The organism is Flavobacterium limnophilum, from assembly GCF_027111315.2.
Lineage (GTDB): Bacteria > Bacteroidota > Bacteroidia > Flavobacteriales > Flavobacteriaceae > Flavobacterium > Flavobacterium limnophilum.
The window spans coordinates 3,890,494-3,916,224 of the sequence record NZ_CP114289.2 but is presented as its reverse complement, the minus strand read 5'-3'; the positions used below and the strand labels follow the sequence as shown (position 1 = coordinate 3,916,224).

Sequence of the window (25,731 nt, the reverse complement as noted above, 5' to 3'; positions counted from 1 at the left end):
TGGCTAAAGCCAATTTGATATTCATTCCCTTTCCCTCCAGCTAAAGCTGGAGGCAATTCAAAGCTTGTGGCAATTCATTTCTTCTATTTATTTCACTGCATTTATTTTTATTTCGGCTTTTTTGAGTCCGTTGCTGCTGGCAGTCAAGGTAATTTCGCCCGCTTCACCTGTCGATTGCAGAATGACTTGTGCCAAACCGCTAAAAAGCGTGCGTTTCCAAGTTGGCGCTGGCGTAATCACCTGAATCGTTCCCGGATTGATATTGACGGTTCCCCATTTGTACTTGTAAATTAAAGGCTCGGCTACTATCACTATCGTGTTTTTCCCAGCACGGAGATTGGTTTTATCTAATACAAAAGTGTCTCCTTTTTTGTTTTCTGGAATGGCATTTGCAATTTGCTTTCCGTTGATGTAAATAGACTGCGATTGCCCGATACTATTGTAAAAAAAGTTAATTTGGGTGTCTTTGAAATTTTCGGGCAAATCAAAAGTGGTGCGATAGACCACGGTTTTGGCTTTCTTTCCAAAAATGGTGTCGCGAGGGTCTTTGAAAGCGTTATCCCAATTGGAAATATCCAAATTATCTGCTGTTTCAGCCGTTTCTGAAATGGAATTGACAATTTTTTCTTTTAGATTCGAAATGTTGATAACGGTATTTTGTTCCAAAAATTGGTCCGGTTCAACCGAAGTTGGTTTTCCGTTTCCAACGCCAATTATTTTCCCTGAACCAGAAATAGTAAAGACAACTTCATTTTCGGAAGTTGGTACAAACAAGCCAGATTTATCTTTGGTATCAACTGTAATCATTGCAATATCGGTAGCATTGGCTTGGATTGTTTTCACGTTCGATTGCAAGCCAAGAGCCACGGCATCGGAAGTGGTTTTTACGGTTTCAGTTAAAAATTTCTTGCCATTTTTATATCCAATTGCTTCCAATGTTCCGGGTTGATAATTTACTTTCCATTCCAAATGACCATTTTTTTCCATCGCTTTCTTGCCTAAACTTTTTTTGTTTAGAAACAATTCCACTTCATCGCAATTGCTGTACGCCCAAACATCGATGGGTTTACCTTCTTTTCCTTTCCAATTCCAATGGGGCAAAAGATGCAAAACGGGTTCGCTTCCCCACCACGATTTCAGGTACCAAGCATCGTCTTTGTAAAAACCGCATTGATCCAGCATTCCAAAATAAGAGCCTGTCGCCGGCCAAACGTAAGGTGAGGGTTCTCCACGATAATCGAATCCTGTCCAAATGTACATTCCGGCGAGATAATCGCGAGAATCGTAATGTTTCCAACCTTGTTCGATGCTGTGCGCATTGGGCGATTGAGGCAAATCGTAAGCCGGTTTGAATTGCTTTTCGTTGTCTTCAAAATAGATTCCTCTTGTGGCAAAGGTGGAACCTTCCTCGGTTCCCCAACTGGCTAGATTTGGAAATTCACGGTGGTGTTTGTCGGTGGTTTCTTTTCCGCCGTGTTTGATGTAATTGTAGCCCACAACATCGACCGCAGTGGCAATACCATTATCCCAATTGCCGCTGATTCCTGCCGTAATTCCTCTTGTGGTGTCGATGGTTTTGGCATAATCTTGTATGGTTCTGGTCATTCGAGCGCCTTTGATGTCGCCTTCAATTCCCCATTCTTCATTGGCGATAGACCAACTAATTATGCTTGGATGGTTTCTGTCTCGAAGCATCATCCGTTTTAATTCGCTTAATTGGGTGCTTGTAATTCCCATCAATCGGGTTTCGTCTATGACTACTATTCCCAATCGGTCACAAGCATCTAATAATTCCGGTGTTGGCGGATTGTGTGAACAGCGATAGGCATTGGAACCAAATGATTTTAAGGTTGCAATTCTAAAATCCTGCAAACCATCGGGCATTGCCGCTCCCACTCCTGCGTGGTCCTGGTGGTTATTGGTTCCTTTTATTTTAAGGTGTTTTCCGTTCAATAAAAATCCTTTATTGGCATCAAAACGTACCGTTCGGATTCCGAAATTGGTGGTTTGGGTATCCATCAATTCAGTTCCTACATAAATATTCGTAACCATTTTATGCAAATAAGGATTGTCAACTGACCATAAATTGGGATTCGCAACGGATAATTCGGTTTCAAATTCTTTGGTTTCCATTGGTCGCAAATTCAGATTATCAATTGTAGCCGTGGCGATTGATTTTCCTGAATTATCATAAACCGTTTGAACTATTTTAAAGCTTTGAGTCTTTGCTCCTTCGTTGATTACCGAAACTTTTGAAGCCAGTTCAGAAGTATTGTTGTTGAGTTTAGTTGTGCTTACAAAAGTTCCGTCAGCGGGAACGTGCAAGGAATTGGTTTTGTTGAGCCAAACGTGTCTATAGATTCCGGCACCTTCGTAAAACCAGCCTTCTTCCATCATCGCATCCACTCGAACGGCGATTGTGTTTTCGCCACCATAGTTGATATAATCGGTAACATCGTATTCGAAACCCAAATATCCCGATGGATGTATTCCTAAATAATGTCCGTTGAACCAAACCGTTGCATTGCGAAAAACGCCATCAAAAGCGATGTGGATTCTACGTCCCAAATCTTCTTTTGGAATACTTATTTTTTTTCGGTACCAACCAATGCTGGCTTCTGGAAATTGCCTTCCAATGTTTTTGAATCCGTGGCTGTAACTGGCTTTTTCGCTGAATCCTTGCTCGACTGCCCAATCGTGCGGCAAATCGAGTTTTCGCCAAGAGCGATCGTCAAAATCTGCGGCGGCAGCTCCGTCGCCATAAGTAGTTTTGGCCAAATAGGAAAAATAACCTGTTCCGTTATTGAAATCTTTGGCCGTATCAAAAGGATGACCAAAGGCGAATTGCCAATTTTTATCGATGGAAATGTGTTCCCGATTTTTACTATTTGAAGTCGATTGGGAGAAACTGGAAAAACTAAAACTACAGAATATAAATAGTAGAAAATGTACTTTATTGGAATTTTTCATTGGATGAAGTTTAACAAAATAATGGGTAGCAAAACATACAAGTTTAGTCAATAGACACTAAATATAGTGATACTTTCTTTTCAAAATACACTAAAAAACAGTACAATTTGTCAAATTTATGGTTGACCAACAGAATTATGGGAAATGCTTCTAAAAAAATATTCCCTAACTTTTCAATCAGGGAATATCTCAAACTAACTTCAACTCAAAAACTTAAATCAAATTTTATAAAAATCCAATATCATCTATATAGAGAATACTGGCTGGAGTAATTGTAATTCCAGAAAATTCTTGAACAAAGACACTATCAAAATTTCCTCCCGGTATAAGCTCAGGATGCAAATCTGAAATAGGGATTGAAATATTGTTCCATTGACCCGGTATCAATGTAACTGTCGTACCTTTGCTGGAGTCACCTGTATCACTGTTTATGGTAACCATAATCTTGGTGCTTTGGTTTGGAAATATAGACATTTTAACAAATTGATAATCTGCGGTATTTAGGAGCAAATCAGAGTGCATGAAAAGTCCACTCCAAGCTTCTGCAACTTTTTTGATTGAATAGGTTCCCCTGCTAACTTTTTCGTTGCTTTGCCAAGTGATATCACCTCCCCAGCCCCAGCCCCAGCCTTTGAGTGCATCTTCGTATAGTAAATACTTGACACCTATGCTACTTGGAGCAGATACACCGAATTCAGTCTCTACAACAATAAGACCAAAGGAGTTAAAATCAGCCGGTACAGTTGCTTTTATTTGTGTTTTAGACACTACCGTAAATGTAGCTGCGGTAGATCCAAACTTAACCTTTTTAACTTTTACAAAATTTTGTCCAGTAATTGTAATAACATCTCCAGGAGAAGCCAACACTTGTGACAAACTTGTAATTACCGGAGCTGGTGGAGTTAACACAATTACATTGCTAAGAACATTTACAAAACCATTTGTGCCGTAATAATCTAATCCCGGTGCATCTTTATCAGATCCATTTACCTTTAAAACACCATTGGTTACATTGATGCCCAATAAATATAAGTCCGCATTTATTGCATTGGCCATCGTGGCATATTCCCCTGTTTCCAGATAATCAGCTTCTACACCTTCAAGTTTAGCGACCCTTTTTTTGACACCTTTAACAACATGACTTAGAACAAGTTGTTTTAAATCTTCGACAGGAACCTTTGTAATATCTGGATACCCCAACTCATTTACATAACCGTTAGCAACCAAATAAGTATTTAAAGTAGTATCGTTAGGAACAAAATACGTAAAATCTTCGGCAGTATTTAAAGTCGATTCTAAACCGGCTAATTGTATTGCTTTGACAAACGTAGTTAAATTACTGTTTGCCATAAGCAATCCGTATGCCGTGTTGTAATTTTGCTGGGCTCCTCCAATATCTTCAATGCTATTATCACAAGAAGAAACCGTAACGACCAAAATGGCGCAAACAGCAATATGTTTTAATTTATTATATATATTTTTCATACATTCTATTTTTAGTTTTTAATATAAAGATTCCAATTGATGAACTTAACAAGCTAAATTCATTTTTTAGAATCCGTCACAATTATTTTAACACCAATCCAATATCATCGATAAATAAATTGTTTCCTCCAAAACCTCCTGTTTCTTGAAATGTCACTTCCGTTAGCTCTGTCGGACTTCCAACTCCAGCAAACAAAATTTCAAAATAAGTCCAGCTTGTACCGAATTTAAGTGAAGCAGTAGCTCCCCAATTACCATTAATAATTGCATTTACCGAACCCGCTTTTTGACCTTTGATACTTATGCGGATTCCTTTATATTTAGACATGTCTACTTTAGATTTATCAATACCAATATACAAACCATCCCAATCTGGGCCTGAAGTCCAATTGATGCATTTTACGCCTTGTTTGGCATCTTTATCATAAGCAATGTCATAATGATTGGTTGCTGGTCTCCACAGACCGTTATAACTCATCAAATTAGTATAAGCATCATCGTAAATAGCGGAACCTAAAGACTGGCCTGCAACTGTTGTCCCTGACACATTGGTTACCGATAAACTTTTATATTGAATATTATTAGGCACTTTTACTTTAATCTCTGTTAATGTTGATGATATTGGCTGAACTGCAATATCCCCAAAATTCACAACAGGACGTAAAAAATATTCTCCTGTAATGGTGATTATGTCTCCTGGATTAGGATTGATTGGAAATCCAGTAATGTTAGGATTTGGAGGTCTAACAGCAATAGTAAATGTATAAGTGCCCGAATTGGTCACTATTTTCATTTCGTCCATTTCGTTATAATAGGGTGTTTTTTGATCCACCAGCACAACAATGGCATTATCTGTAACCATGGTTGGATTGAAATAAGATTCTAAACCATTAAACGAAATCGATTTTAAGGATGCGAAACCTGACCCTCGGATGATATAATAATTTCCTGCGTTGATAATCTCCGTGGGAACATCAACTTGTCTATCACCGTCCACTAATGGATCGTCAACTACTGATCTACTGATTCCTGATACTTCCACTTTTCCGCTACTGCTATCAGAATCATCTGAGCAAGAAGAGAGAAGAAAAATTGAAATTGAAGCCAGAAAGCACAACTTTAAGACCATTTTATTTTTTATGTTTTTCATAATAATTTACTTTTAAAAAATTAGTTGAAATTGTAAGGAACTGGTGCCTCTTTCAATTTTGGATTTTTTCTAACTTCGATATCTGGTTTTGGATAAATAAAATCAGTTGGTGTCGGTGTATAATGCGTCACTCCTTGGGAATCAAAACCTCTATCTTGTTGAGAGATTATATTGATTGCTTCCTGACGTGGTAATCTTCCTAAATCAAACCAAAATTCTCCTTCAAAAGCAAACTCTACCCTGCGTTCATGGAATAAAGCCGCTTTTGTTAATGGCACATTGGTTCCTAAAGCCGCAAGACCAGCTCTAAGTCTTACTTTATTGTATGATTCTTTAGCAAGAGGATTGGTAGTTTCAGAGGCTCCTGCCATAATTGCCTCAGAATGAATCAATAAAAGATCAGCATAACGCATTATATAATTAGTGTTGTTCATTCCTCCCCATGAGTCAGCTGGTCCAGTTTCGCTAGTGGCTTGTCCCACTACGTATTTCTTAACCGCAGCACCTGTATTGCCCAATAAATCAGGATATTTAGTTTTATCCATTACAAAACCCACTACACCGTCAGCTTTCATGTTAGGATAAGAATCACCGTAAATCATAAAAGACTCTTTTCTTCTTAAATCTCCAATTTCAAAAGCGTCTTGAACATCATTGGTTGGCACATAAGTAGCTCCGTAAGAAGCGTTGTCATTCAAAATATCCAAACCATATTGAATATTGGAAAAATTTCCTCCTCCATAACTATTTATGGCGCCAGACCATTGCCAAGAATAAATAGACTCATGGTTATTGTTTTTACTTGTCAAAAACAAATCTGCGAAATTTGGCAACAAACCAAACTCACCTGAATTAATAACTTTTTCGGCCATTGCTTTAGATTCAGGGTATTTTTTTTCATACAAATACACTTTTGCCAAAAAGGCTTCGGCAGAACCTTGGGTTACAAAAATATTGTCTCCCCCGGGAGTTCTCGATCTAACTTTTGATTTAAGATTTGCTGCAGCATATTTTAAATCTTTTTCAATAAACGTATAAACATCTTCTATTCTATTTGTATTTACCAACGGGGCTTTTGCCAAAGCTAAATTATCTTCTACAATAGGCACCGGTCCATACAAACGAACCAAATAAAAGTAAGCTATGGCTCTAAAAAAATGAGCCTCTGCAACTGTATTTTTAATTACTGCACTACTTACATCTTGGGTAGCATCTTTTTCAATATTATTAATTAAATTATTTGATTGCGCTATAACTGCAAAACATGCTCTCCAAGAATCCAGCAAAATAGGACTATCAGAGGTTAATTTAAACTGGATCAACTCCGGTCCATCTGCGTATGCGATACAATTCCCTGAAGACAATTCAGACAATGCGTAAAAATTTTTGGTGTAATAGGGTGCCCACATTGCGCCATACATACCATAAGTAGTTCGTTCTACTTGTTCGTCAGTATTATAAAACTGGTCACTGCTGTAACTATCTTCAGATGGACGATCCAAGAAATCTTCGCTACAAGAAGTGGTAGCCAAACCTAGTGTCAAGAATACAACCAAGGCTTTTATATTGATATATTTTTTCATAAGAGTAGTAAATTAAAATTCTAAGTTCAATCCAAAAGTGAAACTACGATTGGTAGGATAACGCCCTGAATCAATTCCTGATAATAGCGCATCTTGATTGTATGATCCTACCTCTGGGTCATAGCCTGTATATTTTGTAAATGTGTAAAGATTTTGAACACCCAAATAAAATCTTAATTTACTGATATTTGCTTTCGAAAGTACATCCGAAGGTAAATTATAACCTAAAGTCATTTGTTGAATTCTTAGGTATGATCCATCTTCTACATAACGGTCAGAGATGGCGATATTTGGATGTCCATCGGCACCATCGGGTCTTGGATATTTTGCATCAACATTGTCCGGTGTCCAGAAATCTACGGCTTCAGCCAATTGATTTTCATACAAACGTTGGTTTTTAGTACCGGCTCGTCTGGTTAGGTTCATTACTTTATTGCCGTAAGCTCCTTGTAAAAATATCCCTAAATCAACATTTTTGTATTTAAAAGTATTATTGAAACCATAAGTGAATTTCGGTTGTGGATTACCAATGTAAGTCAAATCTTTGTCGTCAATCAAACCGTCTTTATTTTGATCCACATACTCAATATCTCCCAATTGGCTTTTCACGGCTTTATTTCCCGTAAAAGGAATAGGCGCATTTGCCAATTGTTCATTGGTCCTGATAATACCAACGGCTTGATATCCGTAGAATTGACCAACGGGTTGACCAACCACTGTTTTGGTTACCGCTTTTGTGGTATAATCGTTAAGCAATACGTCTTTTGTCAAATCAAAATTATCTTGCAACTCCAACAATTTGTTTTTGTTGATTGCGAAAATCACTTTTGAATTCCAAGTAAAGTCGTTTCCAAACCTATTATTGTAATCTAAAGTCATCTCAAAACCTTCGTTTCTCAGGCTTCCCAAATTCACATTCGGCGCTCCTAAACCACCCTGATAAGCTTCTGTTCCAGTTACATAATAAGGCAATGGCAAGACGAATAAAAATCCTTCTGACTGTTTTCTGTACACATCAAACGTAGCTTGGAGTTTTGAATTAAAAAGCGTGAAATCCAAACCAAAGTTCGTTTGCACAGAAGTTTCCCAAGTCAAACCAGGATTTGCAATGTTATTAACCGTAAAGAAATTACCCATTGCCGATTTTATGGCACGAACAGTACTTATATAACCTGCTCCTCCAATATTTTGGTTTCCTGTCTCACCATAACCACCCCTGAATTTGATATTATCGATATACTCTTTGGTTCCTTCCATAAAAGCCTCATTTGAAAGTTTCCAATAACCGGAAACCGAAGGGAAATAACCCCATTTTTCGCCTGGACCAAAATTAGAACTTCCATCTGCTCTCATTGTAGCCTGCAAACCATATCTATTGTTGTAGTCGTAATTAAATGACCCAAAGAAAGAGTACAAAGCGGAACTTCCTTTATATTCTGATGCAGTAACAGTATCAGGATCTCCCAAACTAATAGAATGAATATCATTACTTAACAAGCCCGCAACCGACTGTGAATTTCCGTACCAATGGCTATCATTGGCCTCTTGGCCAGCCAAGAAATTAAAATGATGCTCTCCTGAATCAAGCTTATAGGTTAAAACATTTTTAACATTGATACCATACCAATTGTTGGCTCTCTCTACCAACTCATTAGTTTCTTTGACTGCGGCACCCCAAGTATAAGTAGGTTGAAAACCTTCAAAATTATCAACATTTGTAGAGCCACCCAAATCAAATCTATATTCAAATCCTTTTGCTATTTTAAAATTAGCATAAAAATTGCCCAAGAAATTCCTTTTAATCAACTTATTGGTATTCATCAAGGCCGAAGCAACTGGATTGATCCATACCCCTATTGAACCATCAGCTGGTGGACCGGCGTAATTTCCGTCAGTATCTTTTACTGCAACATCTGGAGTTGACAAAATAGAAGTACTAATAATACCGTTACTTGCACCATTAATTGTAATATCCTCATTTGTTATACCTGTTCCAATAGAAACTCCTACAGTCAACCAATTTTTTATTTTAGTATCTATGTTTGTTTTAAAATTATATCTTCTAAAACCTGAACCCACAACAATACCTTCTTGATTTACATAACCTCCAGAAATATAATAATTCGTACCGTCTTTTGAACCAGAAAATGAAATCTGGTGATTACTCATTACTGCCGTTTTATAAATCTCGTCTTGCCAATTGGTTCCTTCACCTAAAACAGACGGAACGGCAAACTCGTCTCTCGGCCCTACACCATAAACAGTTGCCAAAGCATTTTGTTGTACGGCATATTGGCTCAAAGTCATCGTATCCAATAAATTAGTCACATTTTGAACAGAGAAAAAGGAGTCGTAAGTAATTTTACCCACCCCTTTTTTACCTCTTTTTGTAGTAATAATTACAACTCCATTTGACGCCCTTGATCCATAGATGGCAGTTGCAGAAGCATCTTTCAAAATATCCATTGATTCTATATCATTTGGATTTAAAAATGCAATAGGACTCGTCGCCACGTTTCCTGTATTTGCCCCTAAATAACCAGACACAATATTACCTCCGGTAGCAGTACTGGCAGCATCTCCAGAAATCGGAATACCATCTACAATATACAATGGCTCATTCGTTCCTGAAATAGAAGTCGTACCACGAATTTTAACCGATACATTACCTCCGGGCTGGCCAGAGTTATTGGTTACGGATACACCTGCGGCGCGCCCTTGTAGCAATTGATCTACGGACAGTTGTTGGGTATCAGCAAAATCTTTGGTACTAACCGTAGAAATGGCTCCAGTTAAATCTTTCTTCTTAACACTTCGGTATCCTACATTCACGACAACTTCTCGCAAATCTTCGGCACTTAAATTCAAAATCACATTGAATTTACCACCATTTTTTACATTTAAAGTTTGGGTAACATAACCAATAAACGAAACCGATATCGAAGAATTGGCAGGCGCACTAATAGCAAATTTCCCATCAAAATCGGTAGAAGTCGATTTTTTACTTCCTACAATGGAAACATTGGCTCCTGAAATTGCAATTCCTCTTGAATCTTTAACCACCCCTGTTACGTTAACCTGAGCAATAATAGCATTACTAGTCAATAATAAAAACAAAATCAATGGAATCGACCAGTAATTTTGCTTCCATAGATTTAAATTAGACAATAGTTTTTTCATAATAAATGTTTAGTTAGTTAATGGTTGCTGATTTTTGAATCAGGCAATTCAAAAATCAAAATGTGTTAATTATTTGATAATTTATAATCACAAATATAGAACAGACGTTAACGTTTAATTAATAGTATTATATCATTTAACGATAATATTTTTGCTTTAAAGCGATTTAATACTATAAATAGATAATTTTATCTTGTATTAATTACATTATACACAATTATTGTATAAAAAAAAAGCAATACCAATAATTATTAATCCAGCAATGACGGGCGTTTCAAACGTTTTCGAGGAAATAAAAAAAGAAAAGGGACCAATGTCCCCTTAAATTATAATATCCGTTTCAAACCAGAAAAATCTTCCCGGTATTGACTTGGAGTGCGTTTTTTGATAGCCTTGAAACTTCGGTTGAAATTGGCGATATTGTTAAACCCGGACTTGAATGCAATTTCGGAAATGCTCAAATCTTTTTCCACCAGCCATCTTGCCGCATAACCTATCCTGATGTCATTGATGTAATTGACAAAAGTTTTTCCGGTTCGTTTTTTTATAAATCGATTAAAGGAGATGCTCGTCATGCTGGCCACGCTGGAAACGTCTTCCAAAGATATTTTTTCGGCAAAGTTTTTTTGCACGTATTCGTAGACCAATTTCATTTTGTCGTAATCGTCAAAAATATCATAATCAACTGTATATGTTGACAATAGCCTCTGGTTTCGAGAGTTGGCAAGATCATATAATATAGAGGTAATCTCCAAAAAATAATCCATACCATCTAATTTTGAAATTTTAATAAGTCTTGGAGTAAGTTCTTCGGCTATTTTTTTTGAGAATAAAATCCCATGAATAGACCGGTTGAACATGTCTTTTATGGGACCCATTATCCTTCTGGACAGCATCGATTCCGGAAATAAATCGTTGTGGAATTGTATGGTTATTTCGTGAATTTGTTTGCTCGAACATTTATTCAGCTCCCAACCATGGTATAAATTAGGGCCGATTAGAACCAATTCGATGTTGTCAATTTCTTCAATATTGTCGCCAACGACGCGTTTTACTCCCTTGCCGTTGACAATAAAATTGATCTCGAACTCCGGATGGTAATGCACCGGGAAATCAAAAGTGTCTTTTACCCTGTCGAAAACTAAAAAACTATCCAACGGAGAAAGCGGAGGTATTTCCCTATAAAAATTCTTCAAATTACTCATGTCGCATTTTTTATTTGTAAAAATAGGACATATAATTGACAAAATAATATTATTTAAGACAGATTCCCCGAATTACCTTTGAAATATATATTTACGTTATTTTCAAAAATAACAATTGTAATAAACATTTATCATTTATAATAGAACCCGTTTTTATAATTTTGACAATTACAGCCAAAAAAACTACGCATTTTATTATCTCAAAAACTCGATATTTACATCTAAAACGATCATTATAGTTATTTAAACAAAATCACATGAAAAAAACCATGGCAATCTTGATTGCTTCTTTTTGGGTCGGGACGGGATGTTCCTCAAAAGCCCAAACCATTGATACTAAATCGTCTCTTTCGGACAAAAATGCGACACCCGAAACCAAAGTGTTGTACAATAATTTAAGAGGATTAACGAATACAGGAATCCTGTTTGGCCATCAAGACGATTTGGCCTACGGCGTAAACTGGAAATATGAAGCTGGAAGAAGCGACGTAAAAGACGTTACCGGCGATTATCCCGCAGTGTATGGTTGGGATTTAGGTGGTCTCGAAAGAAAATCAGACAAGAATATTGACGGCATTCCTTTTGACAAAATGAGACAATATATTAAGGAAGGCCATTCTAGAGGTGGAATTATTACTTTGAGTTGGCATTTCGACAATCCCTTGACGGGCAAAAACGCTTGGGACACTTCTCCAAAATCCTTGGCATCAGCATTGCCTGGAGGCGAAAGTCACGAAAAATTCAAGTCCTGGCTGGATGAAGCCGCACAATACATTTTGACCTTAAAAGACAAAAACGGCAAACCAATTCCGATGCAATTTCGCCCGTATCACGAATTGACCGGAAACTGGTTTTGGTGGTGTAAAAACAATGCAAGCCCGGAAGAATTCAAGACTTTGTGGAAATTCACCTTGGATTATTTTCAAAAAAAGGGAATTCACAATTTAATTTATGTGTACAACACGGCTGATTTCAAATCCAAAGAAGAATTCCTGGAATATTATCCCGGATCGGATTATGCCGATGTTTTGAGTTTTGACAAATACCAATACAACGACCCGACCAAAGACAATTCCTTCATTGAAAATTGCCAAAGTCAATTCAAAATAATGGATGAAGTAGCCAAGGAACAAAATAAAATAATGGCGTTTGCCGAAACAGGCTACGAAGCAATTCCTTATAATAAATGGTGGACGGACACTTTGATGAAAGCCATTGGCAATTATAAGATTTCTTATGTCTTGGTTTGGCGAAACCACGGCTGGCAAGAAAAAGAGAAAAAAATGCATTATTATGCACCCTACAAAGGGCAAGTGAGCGAAAAAGATTTTGTGGATTTTTATAATCTGGACAACATTTTATTCGAGAAAGACCTCGCCAAAGAAAAAATTTACAAAAAATAATTAAGTAACCCAAAAGACCATAAAACCTAAAAAATGCAAGACAAAGTTAGTTTAAAAGAAAAAATCGGTTACGGTTTAGGAGATGCCGCTTCCTCCATGTTTTGGAAAATATTCAGTATGTACCTGATGTTTTTCTATACCGATGTTTTCGGGATAGCACCCGCCGTTGTTGGAACCATGTTCTTGATTACCCGAATTTGGGACTCTTGTTTTGATCCCATCGTCGGTATTATTTCCGACCGAACCAAAACGCGTTGGGGCAAATTCAGGCCTTTTCTTTTGTGGACAGCCATTCCATTTGCATTGATAGGCATCCTGACTTTTTACACTCCCGATTTTGACGAAAAAGGAAAAATCATATATGCTTACGTAACCTATTCGCTGATGATGATGGTCTATTCGATCATCAACGTTCCTTACGCCTCCTTGCTTGGCGTGATGTCGTCGGACAGAAAAGAAAGAACGACACTTTCCTCCTATCGTATGGTTTTTGCCTTCGGCGGAAGTTTGTTGGCGCTTTGGTTAATAGAACCTTTGGTCAATTATTTTGGTGGAAGCTTAAATTCCAAAATGGGTTGGTTATACACTATAATGGTTTTCGGAATCATTACCACGGTTTTCTTTTGGGCTTGTTTTTTCTTGACCAAAGAAAGAGTGGAACCCATTTCTGACGAAAAACCCAACTTGAAAGAAGACCTAAACGACCTTTTGAAAAATCGCCCTTGGTGGATTCTTTTAGGAGCCGGAATCGGTGCATTGGTATTCAATTCCATTCGTGATGGTGCTGCCGTGTATTATTTTAAATACTATGTAAGCAGCACGGTAAGTTACAGTTTCAACGCTTTTGGAGAAACTTTTGCCATGACACCCACTTCCTTGTACTTTGTTTTGGGGCAGGCAGCCAACATCATTGGAGTAATTGCGGCCACACCAATCGCCAATAAAATTGGCAAAAAGAACACCTTTTTCGGTGCAATGGCGATGGCGGCTGTTTTAAGCGTAATTTTCTATTTTCTCGGAAAAGAAGAAGTGCTGTTGATCATGGTTTTTCAAGTACTGATCAGTATTTGTGCGGGTTGCATCTTCCCATTAATCTGGTCCATGTATGCCGACAGCGCCGATTACTCCGAATGGAAACAAGGAAGAAGAGCCACGGGACTTATTTTTTCGGCTTCTTCGATGTCGCAAAAATTTGGATGGACAATCGGTGGAGCGGCAACAGGATGGCTTTTGGGCTATTATGGTTTTCAAGCCAATGTGGAACAAACCGCGGTAACCCAAAACGGAATCCAGTTGATGTTGAGCATTCTACCGGCAGCAGCAGCAGCAATTTCGGTACTTTTTATTCTATTCTATCCGCTGACCGAAGAAAAACTGGAAACCATCGAAAAAGACTTGGGCAACAAAAGACAAACAACAAATTAATATTTGATTTTAGCACTATCACAGATGAATACAACAACTACAAATATGGATTTCGATGAAAGAAAAAATGAAATCCAGAAAGAATTTCAACAACTGATCGAAAGGAAAAATGAACCACAATCAACTGTGGGGAACGGTATATTCAACAGATATAAAAACCCTGTCCTGACCCGAAATCACTCTCCTATCGAATGGCGTTATGACCTGAATCAAGCAACGAATCCCTTCCTGATGGAACGCATCGGCATCAACGCAGCCTTCAATTCCGGCGCGATGAAATGGAACAATAAATACATTCTTGCTGTTCGTGTTGAAGGTGTGGACAGAAAATCGTTTTTCGCCATTGCCGAAAGCCCAAATGGAGTCGATAATTTCAAATTCTGGGAAAAACCTTGCGTGATTCCACAAACTGGAGAACCGGATACCAATGTCTATGACATGCGCTTGACGAATCACGAAGACGGCTGGATTTATGGTGTTTTTTGCACCGAAAGAAAAGATCCAAACGCTCCAAAAGGCGATACCAGTTCGGCTGTTGCCAATGCAGGAATCGTGCGTACCAAAGATTTAATCAACTGGGAAAGACTTCCCGATTTAATTTCGAAAACGGGTCAACAACGCAACGTGGTCTTGCATCCAGAATTTGTAAACGGAAAATATGCTTTATATACAAGACCCCAAGACGGATTCATCGATGTGGGAAGTGGCGGCGGAATTGGATTGGGTTACATCGATGACATGAAAAACCCAGTTGTAATGGACGAAAAAATCATCTTCGGAAAACAATACCACACCATTTATGAACTAAAAAACGGGTTGGGCCCAGCACCGATTAAAACCCAAAAAGGTTGGCTGCACTTGGCTCACGGAGTTAGAAACACCGCTGCCGGATTGCGCTATACTCTTTATATGTTCATGACCGATTTGAATGATATTTCAAAAGTGACCCAGATTCCAGCGGGACATTTCATGGCTCCGGAAAGCTCGGAAAGAGTGGGCGATGTATCCAATGTCTTGTTTTCAAATGGCTGGATCGCCGATGAAGATGGCACCGTATTTATCTATTATGCCGCCTCGGATACCAGGATGCACGTGGCTGTTTCAACAGTCGAAAAGTTGGTGGATTATGTCATGAATACGCCCCAAGACAGCTTTATTTCGGCAGGTTCGGTGAATAAAATTATTGAACAAGTCAACAAGAACAAAGAAATTAAATAAACTGCTCCGCAAAGTCTCCTACTTTGAGGATGTGACTAGCGGTCTCCGACCGCCTTTTTAAACAAAATAGCCATAAAAAAGGTTCAACTAAAATGTTGTGAGCATTTTTGAGATTTAAGAAAATTAAGTACACTACAAATCTTAATACTCTTAAATCTCTTAATGGTTTAAATGTTTAGTCTTTCACACAAATACTAGTAGAACCATAAAAATAAAACCGTGTCCCAAAAAACGAAAAATCTTAAAGCCGAACTCACCACCGAACTCGACAACATTTTGGAGTATTGGTCTAAACATTCTATTGACCCAAAAAATGGTGGTTTTATCGGTCAAATAGATTGGAAGGAATTCAAAAATTTTGAAGCTGAAAAAGGTTCAGTTCTTAATGCCCGAATTCTTTGGTCCTTTTCTGCGGCATACAAGATTACTAAAGACGAAGCACATAAACGCCTTGCCCAAAAAGCTTCCGAATTTATTCTAAACCATTTTTATGATTCGGAATTTGGAGGAATTTATTGGAGCATTAATTCCGATACTTCGCCAAAAGATACCAAAAACCAAATTTACGCACTGGCTTTCGTTATTTATGGAATGACCGAATATTATGGTATTTCCAAAGACGAAAAAGCATTGGAATTTTCCATTTCACTGTACAAAAAAATTCAGGAACACAGTTACGACCCAATCAACAAAGGCTATTTCGAAGCTTTTACACGCGATTGGCAACCCATTGAAGATTTGCGTTTGAGTGACAAAGATGCCAACGAAAAAAAGACAATGAACACTCATTTGCATATCGTCGAAGGCTATGCGAATTTGTATAAAGTTTGGAAAGACGAAACTTTAAAAAACAATATTGTCGAATTGCTCGAAGTCATCGAAACACATTTCATCAACAAAGAAACTGGTCATTTACGATTATTTTTCGACGAAAACTGGGTCGAAAAACCAGACGTGATTTCGTACGGACACGACATCGAAGCAGCTTGGTTATTATTGCAATGTGCCGAAATTTCTGGAGACAAAGCTTTAATCGCGCGTTATAAAAAATACGCCATCCTAATGACCGACGCCACTTTCGAAGGCATTGACCCCATTGATGGTGGACTTTGGTACGAATTGGAACCGGAACAAAACAAATTAATGGCCGAAAAACATTGGTGGCCGCAAGCCGAATTGATGATTGGTTTTTTCAATGCGTACCAACTTACAAATGATGAAAAATACTTGGATGTCGTGCTCAAAAACTGGGAATTTGTAAAACAATACATTCTCGACAAAAAAAACGGAGAATGGATTTGGGGCGTAAATGCCGAATATTCATTAATCGAAAAAGACAAAGCCGGTTTCTGGAAATGTCCGTACCACAACAGCAGGGCTTGCATTGAATTGATTTATAGAAACTGGACTTAAGTCCAGCCTTACAAAATGGTCCGAGCCTAAGGCTCTAGCACAAAATGAAAGAGTCCGTTACGGACGAAACATATTGTAGCAACGGATTTTAATCCGTTGAAATAGCAACGAAAAATTTAAACATTATATTCAGTTTGCTCCTGCAAGGTCTTTTTCGAGACCTTGTAGGTATTTCATTTAAACATGCCTACAAGGTTAAAAAAAACTTGCAGGACAGCAAAAAATTAAACCCAACCCATATGAAAAATTTACTCTTATTCTTCATTTTGCCTTTATGCCAAATTTCATTTGCACAAACCAATTTGGTCAAAAACGCTGGTTTCGAAACGGAATTAAACAACTGGAGAGGAGATGTGGCAACCATTTCGCCTTATGACAAAAAATCTGGAAAAAATAGTTGTTTCATCAATCAATTTGTGGGAGCCGAATGGAAAGGCATTGACCAAATTATGGCTCTACCAAAAAATACCGCGGCTGTCGAATTAAGTGGTTGGGTAAAAACCGAGGCTGTCGAAAAAGGTAAAAACGAATGGAATACCGGAAAATTTGACATTGAATTTTTAAATTCCGGCGAAAAAGGAATAGAGAACCAAAGTATTGCTTCGGTTTTAGGAACAACACCATGGACTTTCTATAAAAAAACAATTTCGGTTCCTGCAGGCGCATCGAAATTGCGCATAATGCTGGCCTTGGGACAAACCAACGGAAGCATCTTTTTTGACGACATCAAAGCGGTTGCTATTTCTCTCGAACAACTCAACAAAATACACGAAGAAGAAAATGCCAAAACAACAGCAGCTTTAATTTCGACTAATTCCGAATCAAAACCTGCCATATTATCCAACGGTGATTTCGAAAACGAAATGGCTTCTTGGCGCGGAAACGCATCTGTTTCAAAAACCATTTTCAAAGAAGGAAAAGCGGCATTGGCATTAAATTCAACCTCTTTCGATTGGACTGGAATCGATCAAATTGCCGATGTTCCGGAAAACGCCACTTCAATAACTCTTTCGGCTTGGTTAAAATCGGACAATATCAAACCCGGAAAAGACCCTTGGAACAACGGATTGTTCAACGTGGAATTCACTAAAAACGGAACCGAAAAAACGGGAGACGACCAAAACATCGCTTTTGTAACCGCAACCACCGATTGGACTTTTTACACAAAAACATTGCCTCTTCCGGCAGGAACCAAAAAATACAGAATCATGCTGGCCTTAGGATTTGCATCGGGAACATTATATGCCGATGATATTGTGGTAAGTTTTAAATAAAAGACAAATCAATTATGAGAACATACTACAAAATTACAATAGCCTTACTAATTTTAACTTTTTCAGGATGTTCTAGCCCAGATAAACCTGAGCCAGTTCCAATAACTCCTGAAATTCCTGTGTCAAAACCACAAGTTGATCCAGCAGTAGAAAATACAATTGGTTTCTTTATGGATAATTGGAGTTCGAAAAATTGGAGTTCACCAACCAATTATGTCGAAACAGCCATTCCAACTACAACCAACTCCACAGTAACTATTGATTATGCCAAAGTAATTACTAAAATCCCCAGCTCTATTTATGGCAATAACGCCAATTTATGGTCAGGAAAAATGGTTACAGATACCAAATTAGTATCAGATCTCACCAATTTAAAAACCAATATTATACGTTTCCCTGGCGGAAGCATTAGTGATGTTTACTTCTGGAATGCCGTCACTGCTCCGGCAACAGCACCTACTAAATTAATAAAAGCAGATGGAACCGAAGAAGCAGCTGGTTTTTGGTTTGGAAAAAATGATGCCAATTGGACCATTTCATTAGAAAATTATTACCAACTCTTGCAAGCCACAAGTAGCAAGGGATTAATAACCGTCAATTATGGTTATGCCCGATACGGAACAGGGGCAAATCCTGTTCAAGATGCAGCAAAACTCGCCGCCGATTGGGTAAAATACGACAACGGAAGAACGCAATATTGGGAAATTGGAAATGAGAATTTTGGCGATTGGGAAGCGGGTTATCGCATCAATACCGCTTTAAATAAAGATGGACAACCCGAATTCCTGACAGGCGAATTGTATGCGCAACATTTCAAAATAATCGCTGCCGCCATGCGCGATGCCGCCAAATTAGTTGGAAATACCAACATCAAAATTGGAGCCGTCATATTTGAATCCAAACCAGAAAATTGGATGAGCACCAATAATAAAACTTGGAACGACAAACTCTTGCCCACCATTCTTGAAGAAGCCGATTATTATGTATTGCACAACTATTATACAGCCATTGCAAATGTAGATGCAACTACCATTTTAGAAACACCAAAAATAAGAACAAACGAAATCGTAAACTATGTCAAAAATGATTTAACCCTCAAAAACAGGCAAATCAAACCATTCGCACTCGATGAATGGAATATTTTTGCCTATGGTAGCAAGCAGCAAGTTTCGCATATCAATGGTTTGCACAGTGTTTTATTATTGGGCGAAGTATTAAAAAACAAAATAGGTCTGGCCGCTCGTTGGGACTTATTCAACGCTTGGAATAACGGCGACGACCACGGTTTGTTCAGCAATGGAGACGAACCAAATATTCCAAAAGGAACGCCTCGTCCAGCCTTCTACCAGATGTATTATTTTCAAAAAAATATGGGTGACCGCCTTATCGATGCCTCCAAAGACGCCACAGGAAATTATGAAGTCTATGCTTCCTCTTTTTCAGATGGTAAAGTGGGAATTGCTTTTGTAAACAAAGCCACTACACCTATTACGGTAAAAATTAAATTAAACAATTTCCTTACCGGACAACGAATGTATTGGCACACCTTGGTTGGCGGTACGGATAACGGCGAATTCTCAAGAAAAGTAATCATCAATGGCACTGCGCCCACACTTGAAGCCGGAGGCCCTAGTAATTATGAAACCATAAAACCATATTCGGCAGCAACTAGCAATGGAACAAATGTTACTTTGCCAGCCCGTTCGTCGGTGTTTGTGGTCATTGAAAAAAAATAGTTTTTTTAAACCCGTCTAAATATTAGATATGAAAAAATCCGCACTGCAAATAGTTTTAGCCCTTTTTTGTTTGATAAGCAGCTCTTGTCAAGCCCAAAAACAACAACCCAAAATCACGGTCAAAGGAACCCAATTCTTCAAAGGAGACAAACCGTATTCTTACATTGGAACCAATTTTTGGTACGGAAGTTTGTTGGCTTCCAAAAAAGTGGGCGACAGAAAAAGACTATTGCGCGAACTGGATTTGATGCAGGAAAATGGGATTGATAACTTGCGTATTTTAGTAGGTGGCGATGGTGGAAAATACGATTTTACCGTTCGTCCCGCTTTGCAATACGAGCAAGGAAAATACGACCAAGACTTGCTTGACGGTTTGGATTTCTTGATGGCCGAAATGGGCAAACGCAAGATGTACGCCGTTTTGTATTTGACCAACAACTGGGAATGGTCGGGCGGAATGTCGCAATATTTGGAATGGAACGGAAAAGGCCCAATTCCAGTGCCGGCAATTCCGCCAAATACTTGGCCGCAGTATATGTCCTACACCGAAAAATTCCACAGTTGCGAACCGTGTATGGAAGCATTGAACAATCACGTGAAGTTTATTATGACGCGAACAAATGCCTACACCAAAAGAAAATATACCGATGACAATACCATAATGGCTTGGCAAGTAGGCAACGAACCGAGACTTTTTACCGTGGAAAACGAAGCGAAGTTTACCGCTTGGCTCAACAACATTGTCGATTTGATGGATAGCTTGGACAAAAATCATTTGATTTCGACTGGCTCCGAAGGATTGAATAGTTCGAACGACAAGATAGAAATTTTCGAAAGAACGCATCAAAACCCGAATATCGATTATCTCACGATGCACATTTGGCCCAAAAACTGGAATTGGTTCAAAGCCGACGATGCCGAAAAAACTTTGCCAACCACACTGGAAAATGCAGGGAAATATATTGATACTCACATCAAAGTGGCGCAAAATCTAAAAAGACCCATCATCATTGAAGAATTTGGTTTGCCAAGAGAAAACGAAAGTTTAGTTTCCAGTTCATCTGTAGCCAACAGAGATGTTTTTTACAACTATATCTTCAATAGAGTTCTAGAAAGTCATAAAAATAAGGGCGTGTTGCAAGCCGCCAATTTCTGGGGATTTGGTGGCGAAGGAAAAGCCGTTACGCCAGACGGAAAATGGAAACCCGGAGATCCATTAACCACCGATCCGCCTCAAGAACCACAAGGGTTAAACAGCGTTTTTTCTTCGGATAAATCGACTTTGGATATTGTGAAAAAGTATAATTTGGAGTTGAAATAAAATCAAATTATTGAATTACAATTCGATGAGTATTTTTATAATTTTCTACTGTTTTGAATTGTTTTCAAATTTGAATTGCCTCCAGCTTTAGCTGGAGGGAAAGGGAATTAATATCCGCTTGGCTTTAGCCAAAAAAATACAATTTTGGCTAAAGCCAATACATTATGGCTGATTTTTTCCTCCAGCTAAAGCTGGAGGCAATTCAAATCGAAAATATCAAAATCATCTCAAATGAAAACAATAATCTTAGTGTTTGCTTTTTTGTTTTTTTACACTTCCTATTCCCAAAAGAAACAAAATTTTCAATTGGTTTCCCCCAATGGAAAAATCGAAGTTACAATCACCCTTTCCGACAAAATAACTTGGACAATCACCCACGAAAAAGGAACTGTTTTGAGTGCTTCGCCAATGTCGATGACTTTAAATGAAGGTGAAATAGTAGGCAAAAACCCAATACTTTTAAATATCAAAAAGGAAAGTGTCAAAAATTCATTTGAAACGCCGCTTTACAAAAAGAAAAAAGTTGAAGATAATTACAATCAATTGCTATTGAATTTCAAAGGTGATTTCGGCATCGAATACCGCGCTTTTGATGAAGGAGTTGCCTATCGATTTATAACAAAAAAGAAAGGCGACATTACCGTAAAATCGGAAAAAGTGGTTTTGAATTTCGATCAGGATTACGCTACTCTAATGCCGTATGTCCGGGATTTAAGAAACCCGAAAGATCCGTATATTTCCTCTTTTGAATCGCATTACGAAAACAAAAAAATCAGCGAATTTGCCAAAGACACTTTAGCATTTCTGCCTTTCTTGGTGGATTATAAAAATCATAAAAAAGCCGTTTTCCTCGAAGCAAATCTTCAGGATTATCCGGGAATGTTTGTAACCAACAACAAAACGAAATCAGGATTTGAAGCGCGTTTCCCCAACTATCCTTTACAGGAAATGAACGGCGGATTCAACTACCTCAACAAACTAATCAGCCAAAGAGCCGATTATTTGGTTAAAACCAAAGGAACTCGAAATTTTCCTTGGCGGATTGTTGTCATTTCAGAAAATGATGCGGCTTTGGCCAATAATGATATGGTGCAGCGATTGTCCGAACCTTCAAAAATAAAAGATATTAGCTGGATAAAACCAGGCAAAGTGGCGTGGGATTGGTGGAATGACTGGAACATCTACAACGTCAATTTTCAGGCGGGAATCAACACCGAAACCTATAAATATTACATTGATTTTGCTGCTAAAAACAAGGTCGAATATGTGGTTTTGGACGAAGGTTGGAGCGTGGAGACCAACATTATGGAACATAACCCAAAAGTAGATTTGAAAACTTTAATTGGGTATGGCAAAGAACGAAATGTAAGCATTATCCTTTGGGCATCCTGGATGGCATTGCACGAAAATATCGATGCGATTTTCAAAAACTACGCCGATTTGGGTATCAAAGGTTTCAAAGTCGATTTTATAGACCGCGACGATGCCAAAATGGTGAATTCCGTTTATGAAATTGCCCAAAAAGCAGCCAATTACAAGTTATTGCTCGATTTTCACGGGATGTACAAACCAACAGGAATCCAACGCACTTATCCCAATATTTTGAACTTTGAAGGAGTAAAAGGATTGGAAAACAACAAATGGACACCGAACGATGATGTTCCAACTTACGATTGCTCGATTCCGTTTATCCGAATGATGGCGGGGCCGATGGATTATACACCGGGAGCGATGCGAAATGCGACCAAAAGCGAATTCAAACCCAGCAATTCAAACCCTGTAAGTCAAGGAACGCGATGTCACCAACTGGCATTGTACACCATCTTTGAAGCGCCGTTGCAAATGATGGCCGACAGTCCAACGGCTTATATGGCGGCACAAGAATCGACCGATTTTATTGCGAAAATCCCAACCGTTTTTGATGAAACCGTGGCTTTGGATGGCGAAGTTGGAAAATACATTTCAATAGCCCGAAAAAAAGGAAAAAATTGGTATTTAGGAGCAATTACCAATTGGAACAGTAGAGATATTACGATAGATTTTTCATTTTTGGAAAAAGGAAAAACCTTTGACGCCGATTTATTTACCGATGGAATAAATGCCGAAAAAGCAGCCATAGATTACAAAAGAGAAAAAATCACCGTTGATTCCTCGACTAAAATGACCTTTCATTTGGCCAGCGGCGGTGGATTATCAGCGATTATTTCATTAAAATAAGAATAGCTTTTAAAAGTAAAAAAGGGTGCAGTCTACTAAATATTTGCTCCTTTTTTATTGCTTATGTAACAGCAGATTTTTGATTTTTTCAAAACGAGTTTTATTTTTCGTGATGTATATGTAAAGAAACTTTAGATGTTAATATTAGTTTTAAATGAATTAAATTTTGTCAAAATCAAATTCATTTCTGTTTTGTCCGCACTATCTTCGAAATGTTTTTTAATCCAATATTCCGCAGAATCAAATTCATTTTTTCTAGCATAAATAAAACTAAGAATATATTCAAATGATATAATTCTTCTTCCTATTTCATATGGTGGATTATTTATGTCATTCAATAGATTTAATCTATTTTGTTCTAATGTTTTGTTTCCTTCAAACCATTCTTTTAGTTTTGAGATATTATTTTCAATAACATTATTTAAACTTTTTCTGAATTTTTCTTCATTTACGGTACTTATTTTGTCGGGATTTATTGGACTGTTATTTTCATAACTTTTTTGCCAACCTTCCAATCTTTTATAATAAATAATTTTGGTTGATTTGCTAGTTTTATGATAAGTCAACTTTTTCTGTGATGAAATTGTTGGAATAAAATCGTAACAGATTCCAAAAGAGAATGAACCTCCAAAACCTTTAAAAACATTATATTCTATAACATATTTAATGCCTTGTTCATTAAAATCGCTAAACCATAAATATTTACCATTCCAATTATTAAGTCCAATTTCCGCAAATCTTGGAGTTACAATTTCATAGAAAATTTCAAGTCTCTTTTCTAATAGAACTTCATCTAAATTTTTTATATCATCGTAGATTTCATCAATTGCCTTTCTTCGATCAATTATGTCTTTAATTTTTCTAAAAAAATTCATATAGATTTCGGTTTTTTTAAAATTATTGCCAACTAGCAGTTTTACACAGACGCCAAAATCCCTTCAATCTTATCCAATTCCGTTTTCGTAAAATCGATATTACCCAACGCATCAATATTGTTCTGCAATTGTCCCACCGAACTGGCACCAATCAAGACTGAGGTAATTCGGTTGTCTTTGAGCAACCAAGCCAACGCCATTTGTGCCAAAGATTGGTTTCTACTTTGAGCGATGTCATTCAAGGCGGCGATTACCTTAATCTTTTCTTCGGTAAGGTGTTCCGGTTTCAAAAAGGCTGCTTTCGAAGCTCTCGAATTTTCGGGAATTCCTTTGAGGTACCTATCGGTCAAAAGTCCTTGTGCCAATGGAGAAAAAGCGATGCAACCAATTCCTTTTTCTCCCAAAACATCCAGCAAACCTTCTTCGGGCGTGCGAACAAACATCGAATATTTCACTTGATGAATCAAACAAGGTGTTCCCAATTCTTTTAGAATCGCTGCAGCTTCGGCGGTTTGTTTTGGTGGATAATTAGAAATTCCAGCGTACAAAGCTTTCCCACTTCGAACGGCATAATCCAAAGCCGTCATCGTTTCTTCCAAAGGCGTTTCGGGGTCAAAACGGTGCGAATAAAAAATATCCACATACTCCAAATCCATTCGTTTTAAACTTTGATCCAAACTCGACAACAGATATTTGCGGGAACCCCAATCGCCATAAGGGCCATCCCACATTGTGTAACCCGCCTTGGTCGAAACCACGATTTCATCCCGAAGGTTTCCTTGAAAATTATTTTTGAGGATTTTACCAAAATTGGTCTCCGCCGAACCCGGAACCGGTCCGTAATTATTAGCCAAATCAAAATGGGTAATTCCTTTGTCGAAAGCGGCAACGGCAATACTTTCGGCATTTTCGAAGGAATCCACCGAACCGAAGTTGTGCCATAATCCCAAGGAAATTTGTGGTAATTTCAAGCCACTTTTTCCACATCTATTGTATTCCATTTGTATCAATTTAAGAGTTGAAATTCCGTTTTATAATGGGTAAAGTTCGCATTCATAACTGTATAATGCAAATAAACCCGAGTTGTTTTTAAATACAACTCGGGTTAAAAACTTCTAGCTTTGTCATTTCTCCTTCGTCTGTTCGAGTGTTTTGTTAAAAAATGCGACAGCTTTTTTTAACAAAATGTATCGAGAACCCACAATTAAAGGCTTCTCGATACATTTTTGAATAGTAAAGCTGTCGCATTACTATTAAAAATCACTCGAAGTGACGG

The 25,731-nt window shown here is 37.9% G+C and carries 16 protein-coding genes; 8 read left to right on the top strand and 8 right to left on the bottom strand.

Annotated elements, in window-relative coordinates; genetic code table 11:
• Positions 1-87 precede the first annotated feature (87 nt).
• The 6 genes from galA to OZP13_RS16220 all read right to left on the bottom strand — a co-directional run bounded on the left by galA (position 88) and on the right by OZP13_RS16220 (position 11,573).
• Complete coding sequence (gene galA / locus OZP13_RS16245) at positions 88-2,970, bottom strand: beta-galactosidase GalA (RefSeq protein WP_281297856.1); 2,883 nt, start codon at positions 2,968-2,970, stop codon at positions 88-90.
• A gap of 225 nt (positions 2,971-3,195) precedes the next feature.
• Positions 3,196-4,455: a fasciclin domain-containing protein gene (locus OZP13_RS16240; protein WP_281297855.1), complete on the bottom strand. Its 1,260-nt coding sequence runs from the start codon at positions 4,453-4,455 to the stop codon at positions 3,196-3,198.
• A gap of 82 nt (positions 4,456-4,537) precedes the next feature.
• Entirely contained in the window at positions 4,538-5,605 is a 1,068-nt protein-coding gene (locus tag OZP13_RS16235) for an IPT/TIG domain-containing protein (RefSeq protein WP_281297854.1), read from the bottom strand.
• 20 nt (positions 5,606-5,625) lie between these two features.
• Positions 5,626-7,188 (bottom strand): RagB/SusD family nutrient uptake outer membrane protein, encoded by a 1,563-nt coding sequence (locus OZP13_RS16230; protein WP_281297853.1) that lies wholly within the window; start codon positions 7,186-7,188, stop codon positions 5,626-5,628.
• A 12-nt stretch (positions 7,189-7,200) separates the two neighbouring features.
• Positions 7,201-10,368, bottom strand: coding sequence for a SusC/RagA family TonB-linked outer membrane protein (locus OZP13_RS16225; protein ID WP_281297852.1), 3,168 nt, complete (start codon positions 10,366-10,368; stop codon positions 7,201-7,203).
• A gap of 326 nt (positions 10,369-10,694) precedes the next feature.
• A complete protein-coding gene (locus OZP13_RS16220) occupies positions 10,695-11,573 on the bottom strand; it encodes an AraC family transcriptional regulator (protein WP_281297851.1) in 879 nt (292 codons plus the stop codon).
• Between the two features lie 257 nt (positions 11,574-11,830).
• Between OZP13_RS16220 and OZP13_RS16215 the strand changes: the two genes are divergently transcribed.
• The 8 genes from OZP13_RS16215 to OZP13_RS16180 all read left to right on the top strand — a co-directional run bounded on the left by OZP13_RS16215 (position 11,831) and on the right by OZP13_RS16180 (position 23,580).
• The gene (locus OZP13_RS16215) at positions 11,831-12,976 is read left to right on the top strand and encodes a glycoside hydrolase family 26 protein (RefSeq protein WP_281297850.1); all 1,146 of its coding nucleotides are present in this window, start codon (positions 11,831-11,833) and stop codon (positions 12,974-12,976) included.
• Between the two features lie 33 nt (positions 12,977-13,009).
• Positions 13,010-14,401 (top strand): MFS transporter, encoded by a 1,392-nt coding sequence (locus OZP13_RS16210; RefSeq protein ID WP_281297849.1) that lies wholly within the window; start codon positions 13,010-13,012, stop codon positions 14,399-14,401.
• 24 nt (positions 14,402-14,425) lie between these two features.
• The gene (locus OZP13_RS16205; protein ID WP_281297848.1) at positions 14,426-15,619 is read left to right on the top strand and encodes a glycoside hydrolase family 130 protein; all 1,194 of its coding nucleotides are present in this window, start codon (positions 14,426-14,428) and stop codon (positions 15,617-15,619) included.
• A 219-nt stretch (positions 15,620-15,838) separates the two neighbouring features.
• A complete protein-coding gene (locus OZP13_RS16200; RefSeq protein ID WP_281297847.1) occupies positions 15,839-17,032 on the top strand; it encodes an AGE family epimerase/isomerase in 1,194 nt (397 codons plus the stop codon).
• A gap of 239 nt (positions 17,033-17,271) precedes the next feature.
• Entirely contained in the window at positions 17,272-18,306 is a 1,035-nt protein-coding gene (locus tag OZP13_RS16195) for a carbohydrate binding domain-containing protein (protein WP_269241163.1), read from the top strand.
• Between the two features lie 14 nt (positions 18,307-18,320).
• Positions 18,321-20,042, top strand: a complete 1,722-nt coding sequence (locus OZP13_RS16190; RefSeq protein WP_281297846.1) for an alpha-L-arabinofuranosidase — start codon at positions 18,321-18,323, stop codon at positions 20,040-20,042.
• Positions 20,043-20,070: 28 nt separating this feature from the next.
• Entirely contained in the window at positions 20,071-21,363 is a 1,293-nt protein-coding gene (locus OZP13_RS16185; protein WP_281297845.1) for a glycoside hydrolase 5 family protein, read from the top strand.
• Positions 21,364-21,594: 231 nt separating this feature from the next.
• Complete coding sequence (locus OZP13_RS16180) at positions 21,595-23,580, top strand: retaining alpha-galactosidase (RefSeq protein ID WP_281297844.1); 1,986 nt, start codon at positions 21,595-21,597, stop codon at positions 23,578-23,580.
• A gap of 131 nt (positions 23,581-23,711) precedes the next feature.
• Here OZP13_RS16180 and OZP13_RS16175 read toward each other — a convergent pair whose 3' ends face one another.
• Positions 23,712-24,455 (bottom strand): hypothetical protein, encoded by a 744-nt coding sequence (locus OZP13_RS16175; protein WP_269241156.1) that lies wholly within the window; start codon positions 24,453-24,455, stop codon positions 23,712-23,714.
• Between the two features lie 41 nt (positions 24,456-24,496).
• The gene (locus OZP13_RS16170) at positions 24,497-25,456 is read right to left on the bottom strand and encodes an aldo/keto reductase (RefSeq protein ID WP_281297843.1); all 960 of its coding nucleotides are present in this window, start codon (positions 25,454-25,456) and stop codon (positions 24,497-24,499) included.
• Positions 25,457-25,731: the final 275 nt, after the last annotated feature.